Raw genomic sequence first — 16,524 nt, forward strand, 5'->3', positions numbered from 1 at the left:
GACGCCGTTCGCCTTCTAGGCGGGGCAGTGGTGGGGGTCGTCCGGGCTGTTGCCGGGGCGACCCCTTGTCGGAAAGGGGAGTCATGGAGCGCGTCGGCGCCGTCATCTTTGACATGGACGGGTTGGTGCTGGATACCGAGAGCATCTGCTATGAGGCGTACCTGAGGGCGGCGCGCCGCTTTGACTTTACGTTTGACGAGCGCGTGCACATGTATCTGGCGGGTCGTACGGAGGACGCCGTCATCAGCGGCCTGAGGAGGTTGTATGGGCCGGACAAGGACGTCATCGCCTGGCGCCGCTTCATCGTGGGACAGAAGGCTGCGGTCCTGAGGGAGCGCGGCCTTCGGGCGGGCAAGAGGCCGGGGGTGGTGGAGCTTCTCTCCTTTCTGACGCGACGCGGCATCCCCCATGCGCTCGCAAGCTCCTCCTCGGCGCGTCTCGTGCATGACTCCCTGGCAAGCGAGCGTCTGGTGGACGCGTTTCCCGTCAAGGTTACGGGGGACATGGTCAGGCGCAGCAAGCCGGACCCCGAGGCATTCCTTCGAGCCGCCGCCCTGCTGCAGGTGGAGCCCTCTCGCTGCCTGGTGCTCGAGGACAGTGCCGCCGGCGTGAGGGCCGCCGTCGCCGGTGGCTTCATACCTGTGTTCGTTCACGACGACATGTCCCAGGAGGGGAGGGTGGATGGTGCCTGCAAGGTGCTCATGGAGCTTGAGGACCCGCGCGGCGTTGCCCGGCTTGCGCGCTTTGCTCCCGCGGACCTCGCGGGCGTCATCCCCATCATCGAACAGCTCAACGCCTAGGACGGAGACACCCCATGGACAAGGTCATCGTTTCCACAGACGCTCGCAAGCTTGCCACCGTCTCGGTGGGGTACCTCATGCTTGCTGCCGTGCTCATAGGGATGGGGGTCGCTCTGGATATCGCCCTGGGCCTGCGGGTGCTATGCGTCGCCTTGGCGCTGCCCCTGGTCGGGGGCATCGTGCACAACATGCGGCAGACCAGGGCGGCAAAGGTGCTCCTTGTGGCTGACGACAGGGGAATCACTGACTACACCAAGGACGACGACGTCCTCTTCATGCCCTGGGAGCGCATAGAGCTCGTAGAGCTCAAGGCATCCAACAGCAACGCGCTTATGCTGGACGTCGTGGGCTACAAGATCGCCGACGAGATGCAAAATCTAAGCCAGGAGCAGCGCGAGGCGCTCGCGGACGCCGGAGGAAAGGCCTACGTTCTACAGGAGCTTTCAGGGCTGTGGGTGTCACGCTCGCGGCTGCGACGCGCGTTTGCGGACATCAGACGGCTCGGCGCACCCCACAACCCCGACATTATCTTCAAGGATTTTGAGGACCCCCTGAAGGCGCATGCCCGTAAAAAGAAAAAATAAAATACTAAAACTTATAAAAAAAGAAAATAAATTCGCTATACTAGAAGCCGTCCCACAACACCGACAAGCGAGCGAGGCTTCTCATGGCAACTGGACAGTACATGGAGTCAAACGGCTTCTACGATGCGGTAGAGGCCTGCGGGGTCGTGCCCGTGGTGGTGCTCGACAAGGTCGAGGACGCGGTCCCTCTGGCAGAGGCGCTCAAACGTGGGGGACTTCCGGCGGCTGAGGTCACCTTCAGGACGCCGGCGGCAGCCGCATGCATCGAGAGGATCGCGCGTCAGTGCCCTGACGTGCTCGTGGGTGCCGGAACGGTGCTCAACGTAGAGCAGGCGAAGCGCGCCGTGGACGCGGGCGCCCGCTACCTGGTGTCACCCGGGACCGACAGGGAGACGCTCTGCTGGGCGCTGCAGAACCACGTCAACATCGTTCCCGCCGGCGTCACGCCCACCGAGGTCGGCTGGCTGAGGGGTCAGGGCATCGGCCTTACCAAGTTCTTCCCGGCCGCCGTCTTTGGGGGCGTCAAGGCCATATCGGCGCTGGCGTCCGTCTTCATCGGCCACAAGTTCATGCCGACGGGTGGCGTGAGCAAACAGAACCTTGGCGAGTACCTCTCGCTTCCGTCGGTCATGGCCTGCGGCGGCACGTGGATGGTCAAGCCGTCGCTCTTTGCCGACGGTGACTTTACGGAGGTGGAGCGCCTGGCAGGCGAAGCCGCCTGCGCGGTGCGAGACGTGCGTGGGTAGCTCAGACGGCGCAGGGCAGGGCCACATTGGCCCACATTACGAGGAGGAAGCTCTCTTATGGCAGACACCAGCAAGCTTGACACGGCAATAAAGTTTGGCGCCGGACGCTATCGTCAGGAACGAGGCCTCATCGGCAGCTGCGGTGAGGAGGTGGCCCGTTTTGGCACGCGGCCCCTGGTCGTCACGGGACCAAACTCCTGGGCCGCCGTCGGGGAGCCGCTCCTGGAGGATTTCGCCGCGGCCGGACTGGCTCCCAAGGTAGAGGTCTTTGACGGCTGGTGCTCGTTTGAAGCCGCCGAGGACCTTGCCAAGGCGGCGCGAGCGCACGGGGCGGACGAGATCGTGGGCGTGGGTGGCGGCAAGATCATGGACCTTGCCAAGGCCGTCGGCGAGACCGCCGGCCTGGGTACCGTCAACATTCCCACCTCCGCCTCCAGCTGCGCGCCGTTTACCTGCATGAGCGTGATGTACACCGCAGAGGGCGGCAAGAAGCTCAGCTGGCGCTTTGACCACGAGATCGACGCCTGCCTCATGGACATGGACGTCATCGCCGCATGTCCCATCCGCTTTAACGCGGCGGGCATCATCGACGCCATGGCCAAGCGGATCGAGATGCTCAACGGCAAGCCCGCGCTCTCCCTTGACGACACGCCCGTTGACGTCTTCACTGCGTACAGCGTTGCCGAGTACACTTATCGCGTGCTCAAGGACGTCGCCCTGCGGGCCATCGAGGACAACCGCCGCCACGAGGCGACGAAGGCGCTCAATGACATGGCCTTCATGAACGTGCCCGTGACCGGCGTCATCGCCAACACCACCAAGAGCTTCAGGCAGTCCGAGCTCGCTCACGTGATCTATGACGGCGTGCGCACCATCTTCACCGAGGAGGGGCAGGACGCCATCCATGGGGAGGTCGTGGGCGTGGGACTGTTCTGCCAGCTCTACTTCAATGGCCAGCAGGGCCAGGAGCAGGAGCTGCGCGACCTCATGCGGGCCATGGACATGCCGCTGACCTTCCCGGACCTTGGCATCAAGGCGACGGACAAGAACCTTGACGCCATCGAGGAGTACATCGTCAACTCCCGCCACTACAACAGCACCGACCCGGCGGACCGCCGGCGTCTGCACGAGGCCGTGCACGAGATGGCGTAACCTTAGGGCGAGGGTCCCCTCACGTCGGTGGCGGGGACCTCACCCTGAGGGCGGAAAACCCCTCACCCTGCCAACCTCGTTCCGTGCAGGCTCCACCGCGCAAGGCCCGTGCCAGAAGGAGGACACATGGCGACATCCCACGTCCAGGCGCGTCCGAGCATGGTCTTCTGCGACCTGGACGGCACCCTTCTTGCGCGTGACAAGTCCTTGGGAGAGCGGACGCGCAGGGTCTTGAGGCGTCTGGACCGTGCGGGCATAGAATTCGTGGTCAGCACGGGGCGGTCCATCGAGGGCATTTCCGACGAGCTGACGTCTGCGGCACGGCTGCGCTATGCCATCACGGCCGACGGGGCCTCCATATACGGGCCGGGCGACGTTTCGGGGAGCTTCGTGCGTCTCAGGCTGCATGACATGCCTGCGGACGAGACGCTGGGGCTCATCAGGCTCGTGGAGAAAACGGACTCCTACATAGACCTCTTCAGCGAGGGCGTCGCCTTCGTGAGCCGCGGCCAGCTGGACAAGCTTGCGGGTCTGGGCGTCATGCCTGCGGACGTCGCCTACATGCGCGCGGTGCGCCACGAGGTGGATGGCTCCCTGGAGCGAATCGTTAAGGAGGGGAAGGTCGTGGAGCGGCTCACCATCTTCCCCAAGGACGACGCGACGCGCGATTGCGTGTCCCGCTTTGTCGACGGCTGCGGGAGCCTTGCGGTGTTCTGCTCCCAGCCCGCCAACATGGAGGTCGTGAGCTCGCGGGCCAGCAAGGGAAACGCCCTTCGATGGCTCTGCGGGCGCCTGGGCGTGCCGACGGAGGAGGTCATCGCCTTCGGCGACTCCGCCAACGACGGACCCATGCTCCAGGCGGCGGGCGTCGGCGTGGCCATGCCAGACGCCCCCGCGCAGGTGCGGGCCCTTGCAGACACGGTGTGCCCCCTTGACTGCGACCATGAGGGCGTGGCGGCGCTTTTGGAGGACATCCTGGCGCCACGGCGGGTTCCCGCCCTGCTCATGCACGAAAAGGACGACGTCGTCACCTGCCTGGGGGCCATGCTCGCGGGCGACGTGGCCGCAGTCAGAGGCCTTGACGGGCACCACGTCTGCGATCTCGCCGTGAGGGAGCGCGTGGGGCAGTATCACAAGCTCGCCCGCCGTGACGTCGGCGCGGGTGACCTCCTGCGCAAGTACGGAGAGGTGATCGGCGTCGCCAGCGCGCCCATTGCCCAGGGGCGATGGGTGCATGTCCATAACGTCGAGAGCGTGAGGACGCGCGCATGATCAGGGGATACAAGCGACCGGACGGCAGGATGGGCGTGCGCAACCATGTGCTGGTGCTCTCGTGCGTGGGCTGCGCCAACCATGTGGCGCGCGCCATCGCCCAGAGGGTGCCCGGCGCCGTCGCCCTGGAAAACGCGAAGGGCTGCGGTCAGGTTGGCAAGGGCCTTGCCATCATGCGCCGCTGCCTGGTGAACCTGGCCTTGAACCCCAACGTCTTCGGGACGCTCGTCGTGGGTCTGGGCTGCGAGACCACCAAGCCTCTTGAGCTGGCCCGACGCCTGGGCGAGCAGAGCGCGAAGCCCGTGGAGGTGATCACCATCCAGGGCGCGGGCGGGACGCTCGCGGCCATCGAGGAGGGCGTGCGCCTCGCGAGCGACCTGGCGGGTCGGGCGACGCTCGTCCCGCGCGAGGACATGCCCCTGTCCACGCTGGTGCTGGGTACCAACTGCGGCGGCTCCGACGCGACGAGCGGCCTGGCGGCCAACCCGACCATCGGCGTGGTGGCAGATTGCGTGACGGGCGCGGGGGGAACGGTGCTTTTGGGCGAGACCACCGAGCTCATAGGCACCGAGCACATCCTGGCGTCGCGCGCCGCGAGCGCGGAGGTGGGGCAGGACGTCCTGCGCATCGTGCGCGACCTCGAGGAGCAGTTCGTCCGTCGCGGCATAGACGTCAGAGGCGCAAACCCCTCGCCGGGCAACATGAAGGGGGGCCTCTCAACCCTTGAGGAGAAGGCGCTGGGCGGCATCTCCAAGGGAGGCACCTCGCCCATCACGCAGGTCGTGGCCTATGGGCAGATTCCCTCTCGACGCGGCCTCGTCATCATGGACACCCCCGGGTATGACATTGAGTCCGTCTCGGGCATGGCGGCGGGCGGGGCGCAGGTCCTGCTCTTTTCGACCGGCAGGGGCAATCCCATCGGAAACCCGCTCATGCCTGTCATAAAGGTCACGGGCAACGCCTCCACGTATCGCAGAATGGTAGACAACATGGACTTTGACGCCTCCGGCGCCATAGGCGGGGCGACATCGGTGCAGGACGAGGGAACGTGGCTGCTTGAGCTGCTGGAGCGCGTGTGCAACGGGGAGCCGACCAAGGCCGAGCGCCTGGGGCAGGATGACTTTGCGATCTACCACAACGACGAGCTGTGGTGCGGCTGCCTGTAGCCGCCTCGCGCGCTGTGGCGGTGTCCGCGATGAATATAAACGTTATTAAACGTTTCTGCGCCCAACATGCCAAAAAGGTATAAACATTCCCGCTAACATACCGCTTAATGTCAAAATACGACCACTCACATCCTGGTCGGTTCAGCACCTGTTTATAAGCTGTTAGAACAGATGGCAGCAAGAGACAGTCGCCAACCGTAGTGCGTCATCATCATTGCACATACGTTTACCTGCACGGTTGCAAAGGATGCGCAATGGACTCCAGGTTCGTTCCGTAGTGAGGCGGGGTGGCTTTGTGTCTTGCTTCGCATGAGGTGGTAATGGTTACAAAAAATGTGAACATTACCGTGTAAACAAATGGAAGGGGTTGTGAGGATGAACGTCTCAAGAAGGGGCTTTGTGAAGTACGCCGGCCTCATGGGCGGCATGATGGGGACGGGCGCCCTTGCGGGCTGCTCGGGCGCCGGCTCCGGCGGGGCCTCCTCCTCGGGCGACAAGATCAAGATCGGCGTCTCCATCTGGAGCTCCACCGATGCCCTTGGCAAGCTCTCCGTCGAGATCATCCAGAAGGCCGCCGACATCCTGGGCGTCGAGATCTCCACCGTTGACCAGGGGCACGTCTCCGAGCAGGTCACGGCCTCCGTCGAGACGCTCTGCGCCGCAGGCTGCAACGGCATCGTCATCTGCAACTCGGCTGACTCCGAGATGACCTCCGCCATCAACACCTGCAACGACAACCAGGTCTACCTGGCCCAGTTCTACCGCATGATCTCCAAGGACGCCTCTCCCGACGTCTACAAGCTTGCCGAGGCGTCCGAGTACTACGTCGGCGCCGTCCACGAGGACGAGGTCGCCAACGGCGAGAAGCTCGTCAGCCTCCTGGCGGCCGACAACGACGACGCCTACGAGGGCCTCGTGAAGGGCGCCCGCAACATCAAGCTCGAGGCCTGGACGGTCGGCGACGCCACGTTCCAGCTGCGTTGGCAGGGCTATAAGTCGGGCGTCGAGGCCTGGAACAGCGCCCACCCCGACGACAAGGTGGCCCTGTCCGACCCCGTGTACGCCAACACGTCCTCCTCGGAGGGCGCCAACGTCACCCAGCAGTTCTACAACACCGACCCCACCATGGACGCCCTCATCGTCGCCGGCGGCGGCGGTGACCCGCTCGTGGGCTCCGTGGGCCAGCTGGCCAACATGGGCCTCACCGGCAAGATCCGCGTCGCCTCGACGGACTTCCTGGACGACCTCAAGGCCCAGCTCGAGTCCGGCGGCATGTATGCCGAGTCCGGCGGGCACTTCTGCGACCCGCTCTACGCCTTCCTCATGGTCTACGCCGCCTGCAAGGGCAACGCCGATTTCAAGCCCACCGTCGGCACCTTTGGCCGCGAGATTCTCTTCCCCTACGTGTACGTCTCGTCCGTCTCCGAGTACGAGGACTACGAGAAGTACTTCGTCGAGGACGCCCCCTACACCGACGATGAGATTGCCAAGCTCGCCGAGATGGGCTTTGACGAGCTGAACAAGTCGGCCACGTCGCTTTCCATCGAGGACGTCAAGACGCGTCACGCCTAGGAGCCCGCAACGCCCGTCAGGGGGCGGGCCCACCTTGGGCCCGCCCCCTCGTCGTGACGTGTCATCCTGAAAGGACTGGTGCATGGAACTCATCAAGAAGGCGAGGCAGAGCCAGTGGTACGGCGTGGGGCTGCTCCTCGTCGTCACAGCCTTGGTGTGGACGGCGTTCAAGCTCTTGTGTCCCACCACGTTTGGCGCCCCCGACCAGATGCTCACCTACCTGCAGACCGGCCTCATCTACGCCGTGGGCGGCTGCGGCCTGTATTTCATCGTCGTCATGGGGCTCTGGGACTTCTCCATTGGCTCGGTCCTCGTTCTCTCGTCCTTGGTCTCCATCGGCTTCGCGCAGCGCTTTGGCGTGTTTGGCCTCGTCGTCGCCCCCGTGGTCTGCGGGGCCCTGCTCGGTGCCGCCAACGGTCTCGCCTACATCAAGCTGAGGATTCCGTCGCTGATCGTCACCGTGGGCCTCTCGCTCATCTATGAGAGCCTCTCGGTCTTTGCCGCCGATGCGTACGGCACCCGCCTGAGTGACGCGTACAAGATGTTCGGGTCGTATCCCCACAACCTCATCCTGGCGCTTCTTGCCTTTGGGCTCTGCACGTTCATCCTGAGCTACACCAAGCTCGGGACGTACGTCAACGCCATCGGCGCCAACGAGGCCACCGCCAAGAACATGGGCGTCAACGTGGACAGGTACAAGTTTTTCGCCTTCGTCCTCTGCTCGCTGTTCGTGGGCATCATGTCCATCCTCTATATCGGCTACGGCACCGCCCAGACGCCCATGACCGGCATGCTCTCGCAGTCGCTCAACTTCAAGCCCCTCATGGGCACCTTCTTTGGGCTCGCCTTCAAGCGCTACGGGCATCCCGTGGCATCCATCGTCATCGGCGAGTTCATCATCTCGATGATGTTTGCCGGCTTCGTCGCCCTGGGCATGCCCGTCACGATCAACAACGTGGTCACGGGTGCGACGCTGCTTGCCATCGTCTGCATGACCGTCAAGCGCGTCAACGGCGCCGTCGTCAAGTAGGGGGGAGACGCCATGAGCAACAAGCTGCTGCTGCACGCCGAGAAGATCGACAAGAGCTTTGGTCCCACGCACGCCGTCAACGAGGTGTCCCTCGACTTCTACGAGGGCGAGATTCACGCGCTCATCGGTGAGAACGGCTCGGGCAAGTCCACGTTCACCAACATGCTCACGGGCATCCTGCCCATCGGATCGGGTACGTTCACCCTGGACGGCGGGGACGTGGCGCCCAAGAACCAGGTGGACGCCAACCACCACGGCATCGCGATCGTGGTCCAGGAGACGGGTACCCTCAGCGGCCTCACCGTCGCCGAGAACATGTTCCTCGGCGACGAGGACCAGTTCGCCAGGGGAGGCATCAAGGACAGCGCGGCCATGAACAGGAAGGCCCAGGAGCTCCTTGACGCCTATGGCCTCGGGCACATCAAGGCCACGAGCGTCATCGACAACTACGACTTCGAGGACCGCAAGCTCGTCGAGATCGTCAAGTCCACCTGGTTTGACCCCAAGGTCCTCGTCATCGACGAGACGACCACGGCGCTCTCGCAGAGCGGTCGCCAGAAGCTCTTCGAGGTCATGCGTCATGTACGCGACCTGGGGCACTGCGTCATCTTCATCTCGCACGACATGGGCGAGGTCCTCGACATGTCCGACCGCATCTCCATCCTGCGAGACGGCGTGTTCATCACGACGGTCGAGCGCGGCGAGGTGGACGAGGACCGGCTCAAGACCCTCATGGTGGGCCGCGAGATGGACGGCCACTACTACCGCACGGACTTTCCCGACTACGCCAAGGAGGCCCCCGGCGAGGTCGCGGTGTCCCTGAGGGGCGTCTCGGTTCCCGGCGAGATCGACGACGTCAGCTTTGATTTGCACCATGGCGAGATCCTGGGCATCGGCGGCCTCTCCGAATGCGGCATGCACGAGGTGGGCAAGGCCATCTTCGGTGCCTCCTTTGACCGTGCCGGCGAGGTGAGCCTTGCCGACGGCACCCAGGTCAAGGACATCAACACGGCCATCGACCACTCCATCGCCTACGCGTCCAAGGACCGCGACAACGAGTCGCTGCTCATCAACGACACCATCGAGGACAACATCACGCTTCCCTCGATGCGCGACATGGGCCTCGTCCTCTCGGACCGTCACCTCTACGAGTTCGCCGACACGTACGCCAAGCTCATGAGCACCAAGATGGTCAGCGTCAAGCAGTTTGTCTCGGCGCTGTCGGGCGGCAACAAGCAGAAGGTCGTGCTGGCTCGCTGGCTGGGCAAGCAGTCGGACATCCTGGTGCTCGACTCGCCCACGCGCGGCATCGATATCAAGGTCAAGGCGGCCATCTACGCGCTGCTCGAGCAGATGCGCGCCGAGGGCAAGGCGATCTTGATCATCTCCGAGGAGATCATGGAGCTCATCGGCATGTGCGACAGGATCTTCGTGATGAAGGACGGCACGATCAACGGCGAGCTCACGCGTGACCCCGACCTGTCCGAGCAGGACCTCATCGCGAAGATGGTCTAGGAGGGACCCTTGATGACGACTTCAAACGACACGGCGCTCGACGCGGGCGCCCAGGGCACAAGGGAGAGAAAAGAGGCCCTCATGTCGCGGCTTCGCAGCTTTCTCCCGCTCATCGGCTTCGTGGTCATTCTCGGCTTCTTTGCCGTGGCGACCCACGGATCCATCCTCACGCCTAAGAACATCACACTGATCCTCTCGGGCGGCTACATGCTCATGATTGCCGCCTGCGGCGTGTGGCTCATCATGACCATGGGATGCCTTGACTTCTCGCAGGGCTCCATGCTGGGCGTCGCCTGCGCGGTCTTCTGTGCGCTGTCCCAGGTGAACCTCGTGCTCGCCATCCTTGGCAGCGTCGCGACCGGCGCGCTCGTCGGCGCCGTCAACGCCTACTTTCACGTGCGCCGACAGATACTCTCCTTCGTGGTCACACTGTGCATGATGTTCCTGCTTCGAGGCATCTGTGCCTTCATCACCACCGAGAGTCCCGTCTACGCGGCGTCCTATGTCACGACGTTCAACAACATGCCGCTGCTCATGGGCATGACCGTCACCATTCTCGTCATCACCTACCTCGTGACGCGCTTCACGGCCCTGGGCCACAACCTCAAGGCCATCGGCGCCAACGAGAAGGCCGCCCGCTTTGCCGGCATCAGGGTCCAGAGGACCAAGGTCATCATCTACGTCGTCGCCGGCTGCATCACGGGCTTCGCCGCGTTCGTCAACGCCATCAAGGTCGGCTCCGTGACCTCGACCGCCGGCAACATGCTCGAGACCCAGCTGCTCATCGCCATGGTCCTCGGCGGCATGCCCATCAACGGCGGTGCGCGGGCGCGCTTCTCCAACGTCGTCATCGGCGTCCTGTCGTATCTCGTGCTCCAGAAGGGCCTGGTCATGATGGGCTTCGCAACCGAGATTCAGCAGCTCATCCTCGGCGTCGTCTTTGTCGCCATGGTCGCGCTCTTCTCCGACCGCAGCCTTGGGCAGGTCATCAAGTAGCCTCACCTGCCGCCGGCGCCGGCTCGCCGTCTTGGCGGCCCCCGCCCGCCCGTCACCCACGCTTGCGAGAAAGGACTCACTCATGCTCAAGGTCAGAAAGTATCAGTTCTGGTTCTGCCCCTGCACCCAGGACCTGTACGGCGACGAGGTGCTCGCCCACGTGTCTGCGCATGCCGCTGAGGTCGTGGCGGCCCTCAACGCGTCCGAGGCCATCCCGTACGAGGTCGTCCTCAAGCCCAACCTGCTCACCGACGACGTCATCACGGCCACCTTCGCCGCCGCCGACGTCGACCCCGACTGCGCCGGCATCATCACCTGGGCGCACACCTTCTCGCCCTCAAAGTCCTACATTCACGGCCTGCGGCGGCTCGAGAAGCCCCTCTGCCAGTTTGCGACGCAGTACAACGAGGAGATTCCGTACGACGTCATCGACATGGACTTCATGAACGAGAACCAGGCGGCCCACGGCGAGCGCGAGCTGGGGCACATCTTCGCGCGCATGCGCTGGACGCATAAGGTTGTGTTTGGCCACTGGAAGGACGAGGAGGTCCGCGCCGAGCTGGGTGCCTGGCAGCGCGTGGCCGTTGGCGTCGTGGAGAGCGCGAACATCCGCGTGGCTCGCTTTGCCGACACCATGCGCAACGTCGCCGTCACCGACGGAGACAAGGTCGAGGCGCAGATCAAGTTTGGCTGGGTCGTCGACGCCTGGCCCGTCAACGAGCTCACTCCCTACGTGGAGGGCGTCGCCGCCGCCGACGTCAAGGCGCTTACCGACGAATACTACGACACGTACGAGGTCATTCTGGACGGGCGCGACCCTGAGGAGTTCCGTCGTCATGTCGAGGTCCAGGCGGCGCAGGAGATCGGCATCGAGCGCTTCCTGGACGAGCACGGCTACAACGCCTTCTCGGACCACTTTGGCGACCTGGGCGGCCTCAGGCAGCTCCCGAGCCTTGCCGTCCAGCGCCTCATGCAGAAGGGCTACGGCTTTGGCCCCGAGGGAGACTGGAAGACGCCCGCCATGGTGCGCCTGATGAAGGTCATGACCGCCGGCATGAAGGGCGCAAGGGGCTCCGCCATGATGGAGGACTACACCTACAACCTCGTGCCGGGCAAGGAGGGCATCCTCGAGAGCCACATGGCCGAGGTCGACCCCTCCGTGGCCGACGGCCGCATCGCCATGCGCGCCACGCCGCTCTCCATGGGCGAGCGCGAGGACCCCGCGCGTCTCATCTTCACGGGCAAGACGGGTCCCGCCATCGCCACCTCCCTCATCGACCTGGGCGACCGCTTCCGCCTGATAATCCAGGACGTGGACTGCAAGAAGGTCGAGAGGCCCATGCCGCTGCTGCCCACCGGCACCCTCTTCTGGACCCCGCGCCCCAACCTCAAGCTGGGGACCACCGCCTGGATCTATGCCGGCGGAGCGCACCATACGGCCATGTCGTTTGACCTCACGGCCGACCAGATGGTCGATTGGGCCGACGCCATGGGCATCGAGTCGGTGGTCATCGATGCCGACACCAGACTTCGCGACTTCCAGCAGGCGCTCAAGCTCGGTGAGGTGTACTACCGCTAGGCCGTTGCCCGGCCTGGGCGACCGGCCGCCCCGCACGTCCGCCGGGGCGGCCGGCATCCCTGTTCATGACGAGAGCTTGGAGACGGCAATGAGAACGGTTGAGAAGGCATGCCCGGACGCGGTCCGCGACATCGAGGGGGGCACCACGACCCTGGGCATTGAATACGGGTCGACGCGCATCAAGGCCGTTCTCGACGACGCCGGCGATAGGCCCATCGCCGTCGGCATCTTCGACTGGGAGAACAGCTTTGAGGGAGGCTACTGGACCTATCCCCAGGAGCAGCTCGTCGCGGGCATCCAGGCCGCCTACGCGGCGCTGAAGGATGACGTCAAGGCGCGCTACGGCGTCACCCTGCGCAGGCTGGGCGCCCTGGGCGTCTCTGCCATGATGCACGGCTACCTGCCCTTTGACGTCGAGGGCAGGCTGCTGGTGCCGTTTCGCACCTGGCGCAACACGACCACGACCGCGGCCGCCCGCGAGCTCACCGAGCTGCTGCGCTTTCACGTTCCCGAGCGCTGGAGCATCTCTCACCTGTATCAGGCCGTCCTCGACGGCGAGGAGCACGTTGCGCGCATCGCTTCGTTCACGACGCTCGCCGGCTACGCCCACCGGCTGCTCACGGGCGAGAGCTGCCTCTCGGTGGGTGACGCCTCGGGCATGTTCCCCATCGACTCCACGACGCGCGACTATGACCGCGCCATGCTCGATCTCGTGGATGCCCGCCTGGCCGAGAGGGGCGTGTCCCTCAGGGTCGAGGACCTCCTGCCCCGCGTCAAGGTCGCGGGCGAGTGCGCCGGCCATCTCACGCCCGAGGGCGCGCGCCTCCTTGACCCCGCGGGCGACCTTGAGCCGGGGTGCCCGCTCTGCCCGCCCGAGGGCGACGCCGGCACGGGCATGATCGCCACGAACTCGGTGGCCCCGCGCACCGGCAACGTGAGCGCCGGGACCTCGGTCTTCTCGATGGTGGTGCTGGAGCGTCCTCTCAGAGATGCCACGTCGCCCCTCGTCGACCTCGTGACCACGCCGGTCGGCGACGCGGTGGCCATGGTCCACTGCAACAACTGCACCTCGGACATTAACGCCTGGGTCGGCCTGCTCATGGAGTTTGCCGAGCTCATGGGTGTGCCTGTGGACGCGCCCGAGGCCTTCTCCCGCCTGTTTGGCGTCGCCCTCGCGGGTGACAAGGACGCCGGGGGGCTCGTGTCGCTGCCCTTCGTCTCGGGCGAGACCGTCATGGGCGTCCAGACGGGCCGTCCCCTGCTGGTGCGCGAGCAGGCCGCGCGACTCTCGCTGGCCAACTTCATGCGCATGAACGTCATGTCGGCCTTTGGGGCCCTGGCGGCGGGCAACGAGGCGCTGAGGGCGGAGGGTGTCAAGATCGACAAGCTCTACGCTCACGGCGGCATCTTCAAGACCCCGGGCGTTGCCCAGGGCATCCTCGCCGCCGCGCTCGAGGCCCCCGTCACCGTCATGGACACGGCGGGGGAGGGCGGCGCCTGGGGCCAGGCGGTGGCCGCCTCCTACATGCTCAACCGCGGGGAGCACGAGACGCTTGCCGAGTTCCTCTCGCGGCGCGTCTTCTCCGGCGTGGGGTCCAGCACCGTCGAGCCGGACGCCGCCGACGTCGAGGGCTTCAGGTCCTACCTCGCCCGCTTCAAGGCGGCCAACCGGGCGGAGCTGACGCTCGAGGGTCGCCAGGGCTAGGGCGTCCCTGGGACCTGCGGTTCCGAACGGCGACGGGCGCCGCGCGGCCCCACGGCGCCCCGTGCGTGCCATGGGAGCGGCGTCCGGTTTGTCACGACGCGCCGCCAGATGGTTAGGTATGCTGTTCATACGTGCGTGGGAAGGAAACGTGATGAGGAACGTTGGGGTCAGAGAGATCAGCCGGCAAACGGGCTTCTCTCCCGCGACCGTGTCCAACGCCCTCAATCACAAGCGCGGCGTCAACGCCGCGACCGCGGCGACGATCTTTCGCGCGGCGCGCGAGATGGGCCTAGGCAGGCACGACCACATCAGCAGCATCAACTTCGTCATGGCCCGCAAGACGGGCGACGTCTTGGACGAGGGCACCTTCCACACGGGCGTCATCAACGGCATCGCTGCCAAGGCGCAGGCGGAATGCCTCCAGGCGTCCATCACCACGCTGGAGCTCTCCGACCGCGCCGCCGCCGCTGCCCAGGTGGCCGACATCATCGGCGACATCACCACGGGCGTCATCCTCTTGGGCACCGAGATGCGCGAGGAGGACTACGACCTCTTCAAGAACCCCACGTCACCGCTGGTGGTCGTGGACGGGACGAGTGACCGGATTCCCTTTGACTCCATCGTGATGTCAAACGAGACCTCCGCGTACCGGGCCATCCGCCACCTCATCGACAACGGGCATCGCGAAATTGGCTACATCGCCGGCTCATATCGCATCCGGAACTTTCCTCTGCGCGAACGGGGATGGCGGCGGGCTATGCGCGAGGCGGGCTTGCCCATTCGGCCGGAGTTTCGCGTGGATGTGGGCACCAAGGTGAGCACCTCGTACGAGGGCATGCGCGCCTGGCTCAGGACCAACCCCAAGCTGCCCACGGCCTTCTTCGCCGAAAACGACATCATGGCGTTTGGCTGCATGCGCGCGTTTGCCGAGCATGGCATCGCCATACCCGACGACGTGTCGCTCGTCGGCTTTGACGACCTCTCGTTTGCCACCACCGCCATCCCGCCCCTGACGACGATGCACGTTCCCAACCAGGAGATGGGGGCGATGGCGGTGCAGCGCCTCCTCGATGCGGCCAGCAAACCCAGCGCGTACTCGCACGTGCTGCACATAGGCACGACGCTCATCGAGCGTCAGAGCGTCAAGCGGCTGGGGTAGGGCGGCGCCCTGACCGTCGTCAGCACCTGCGCGGCGGGGCGACCGATGACTTTTCCACAAGTCGAGGCTCAAGGATGCGCTCGATGGCGCACGCGGGGCCGCCGTCCTCCTTGAGCCGTCCCAGCATGACGGCAAAGGCCTCGTCGGAGAGCTCGGCCACGTTCTGCTCGATGGACGTGAGCGCGGGCTCAAAGAGGGCGTCGGCCGCCGAGTTGTCGTAGCTCACGACGGAGCAGTCGTGCGGCACGCGCAGGCCGCAGGCATACAGGCGCTTGAGCAGTCCCAGGGCTATGTTGTCCGAGCTGGCAAACACGGCCGTCACGTCGCTTCCCACCAGCCTTCGCGCGGCGCGAAACGCGTCGTCTATGTAGTAGTCGGTCTGGAGCTCCAGGGCAAGGTCGGGCTCCAAGCCCCGTTCGCGAAGGGCGCGCTCGTAGCCCTCAAGCCGCTCGAGGCCCGTGTTGGATCGCTTGTTGACCAGACAGGCGATGCGACGATGCCCCTGGTCAAGCAGGTAGGCCGTCGCCCGATGGCCACCGGCCTCGTTGTTGAAGCGCACCCGGTCTCCCAAGACGCCCTCGACCACGCGGTCAACCATCACGTAGGGTATGGGCAGCTGCGAGAGGGATGACACGAGGTCGTCGTCGGGCGAGAGCTCATCGGACACCACGATGAATATGCCGTCCACCCGTCGGTTGACGAGCAGCCTCACGAGCTCGGAGTCGCTCGCGGAGCTTTCCGAGTTGGTGATGAAGAGGGCATACCCATGCTCGCGGCAGCGCCTCTCGAGGCTGCTGGCAAGCGACGAGAAGAACCGGCTCTGGATGTTGGGGACGATGAGCCCCAGGGTGTCCGTGCGCTGCGTCACCAGGCTGCGGGCGATCTGGTTGGGCACGTAGCGCTTGCGGCGCGCCACCTCCTTGATGCGGCTGCGGCTCGTTTCGGAAAGGCTGTTGGGACGTCCGTTGAGCACGAGCGAAACGGCGGTGGTAGACAGCCCGACCTCGCGTGCGATGTCCTTGAGGGTCACTTTTGCCATAGCGCCATCGCCTCCTTGGGTGGGCCTGCGCACGTAACGACGACGCGACGGCACCTGCACCGTCGGCGGCTCCCTGCGGCGAGCTAACCGCCTGAGACCCTGGGGGGGCGCGAGCCGGCAAAGGGGCACAAGGCGCACGTGCCGGGCAATCCTCCTTACTCACTCATTACGCGCGAGGTTCATCTTTTACGTAAGTAAAACGTTTTACT

The 16,524-nt window shown here is 65.1% G+C and carries 14 protein-coding genes; 13 read left to right on the forward strand and 1 reads right to left on the reverse strand.

Features of this window, described 5'->3' with window-relative positions:
- Nucleotides 1–83: 83 nt before the first annotated feature.
- The 13 genes from HMPREF2826_RS04160 (at nucleotide 84) to HMPREF2826_RS04220 (ending at nucleotide 15,276) form a co-directional block, all read left to right on the forward strand.
- The gene (locus HMPREF2826_RS04160; RefSeq protein WP_070639460.1) at nucleotides 84–800 is read left to right on the forward strand and encodes an HAD family hydrolase; all 717 of its coding nucleotides are present in this window, start codon (nucleotides 84–86) and stop codon (nucleotides 798–800) included.
- A 14-nt stretch (nucleotides 801–814) separates the two neighbouring features.
- Nucleotides 815–1,384: a hypothetical protein gene (locus HMPREF2826_RS04165; protein WP_070639462.1), complete on the forward strand. Its 570-nt coding sequence runs from the start codon at nucleotides 815–817 to the stop codon at nucleotides 1,382–1,384.
- An 83-nt stretch (nucleotides 1,385–1,467) separates the two neighbouring features.
- Nucleotides 1,468–2,130 carry a bifunctional 4-hydroxy-2-oxoglutarate aldolase/2-dehydro-3-deoxy-phosphogluconate aldolase gene (gene eda / locus HMPREF2826_RS04170; protein ID WP_083307246.1) on the forward strand — a complete coding sequence of 221 codons (663 nt, stop codon included), beginning with the start codon at nucleotides 1,468–1,470 and terminating at the stop codon, nucleotides 2,128–2,130.
- A 57-nt stretch (nucleotides 2,131–2,187) separates the two neighbouring features.
- A complete protein-coding gene (locus HMPREF2826_RS04175; RefSeq protein ID WP_070639466.1) occupies nucleotides 2,188–3,282 on the forward strand; it encodes an iron-containing alcohol dehydrogenase family protein in 1,095 nt (364 codons plus the stop codon).
- A gap of 126 nt (nucleotides 3,283–3,408) precedes the next feature.
- Complete coding sequence (locus HMPREF2826_RS04180; RefSeq protein WP_070639468.1) at nucleotides 3,409–4,554, forward strand: HAD hydrolase family protein; 1,146 nt, start codon at nucleotides 3,409–3,411, stop codon at nucleotides 4,552–4,554.
- Nucleotides 4,551–5,720, forward strand: coding sequence for a UxaA family hydrolase (locus tag HMPREF2826_RS04185; RefSeq protein ID WP_070639470.1), 1,170 nt, complete (start codon nucleotides 4,551–4,553; stop codon nucleotides 5,718–5,720). The genes HMPREF2826_RS04180 and HMPREF2826_RS04185 overlap by 4 nt, the downstream gene beginning before the upstream one ends.
- A 375-nt stretch (nucleotides 5,721–6,095) precedes the next feature.
- Nucleotides 6,096–7,292, forward strand: coding sequence for a sugar ABC transporter substrate-binding protein (locus tag HMPREF2826_RS04190; protein ID WP_083307247.1), 1,197 nt, complete (start codon nucleotides 6,096–6,098; stop codon nucleotides 7,290–7,292).
- A gap of 82 nt (nucleotides 7,293–7,374) precedes the next feature.
- Nucleotides 7,375–8,322 (forward strand): ABC transporter permease, encoded by a 948-nt coding sequence (locus HMPREF2826_RS04195; RefSeq protein ID WP_070639472.1) that lies wholly within the window; start codon nucleotides 7,375–7,377, stop codon nucleotides 8,320–8,322.
- A gap of 12 nt (nucleotides 8,323–8,334) precedes the next feature.
- A complete protein-coding gene (locus HMPREF2826_RS04200; protein WP_070639474.1) occupies nucleotides 8,335–9,837 on the forward strand; it encodes a sugar ABC transporter ATP-binding protein in 1,503 nt (500 codons plus the stop codon).
- Nucleotides 9,838–9,849: 12 nt separating this feature from the next.
- Nucleotides 9,850–10,833, forward strand: coding sequence for an ABC transporter permease (locus HMPREF2826_RS04205; RefSeq protein WP_083307248.1), 984 nt, complete (start codon nucleotides 9,850–9,852; stop codon nucleotides 10,831–10,833).
- An 82-nt stretch (nucleotides 10,834–10,915) separates the two neighbouring features.
- Complete coding sequence (gene araA, locus HMPREF2826_RS04210; RefSeq protein ID WP_070639476.1) at nucleotides 10,916–12,412, forward strand: L-arabinose isomerase; 1,497 nt, start codon at nucleotides 10,916–10,918, stop codon at nucleotides 12,410–12,412.
- 88 nt (nucleotides 12,413–12,500) lie between these two features.
- Entirely contained in the window at nucleotides 12,501–14,117 is a 1,617-nt protein-coding gene (locus tag HMPREF2826_RS04215; RefSeq protein ID WP_070639478.1) for a xylulokinase, read from the forward strand.
- Nucleotides 14,118–14,268: 151 nt separating this feature from the next.
- Nucleotides 14,269–15,276 (forward strand): LacI family DNA-binding transcriptional regulator, encoded by a 1,008-nt coding sequence (locus HMPREF2826_RS04220; protein WP_070639479.1) that lies wholly within the window; start codon nucleotides 14,269–14,271, stop codon nucleotides 15,274–15,276.
- Nucleotides 15,277–15,295: 19 nt separating this feature from the next.
- Here the strand turns inward: HMPREF2826_RS04220 and HMPREF2826_RS04225 are convergent, their stop codons facing one another.
- On the reverse strand, nucleotides 15,296–16,315 hold the full coding sequence (locus HMPREF2826_RS04225; protein WP_070639481.1) for a LacI family DNA-binding transcriptional regulator: 1,020 nt from the start codon (nucleotides 16,313–16,315) through the stop codon (nucleotides 15,296–15,298).
- Nucleotides 16,316–16,524 lie beyond the last annotated feature (209 nt).

Origin of the sequence: Olsenella sp. HMSC062G07 (genome assembly GCF_001811895.1) — a bacterium.
Lineage (GTDB): Bacteria > Actinomycetota > Coriobacteriia > Coriobacteriales > Atopobiaceae > Olsenella_F > Olsenella_F massiliensis.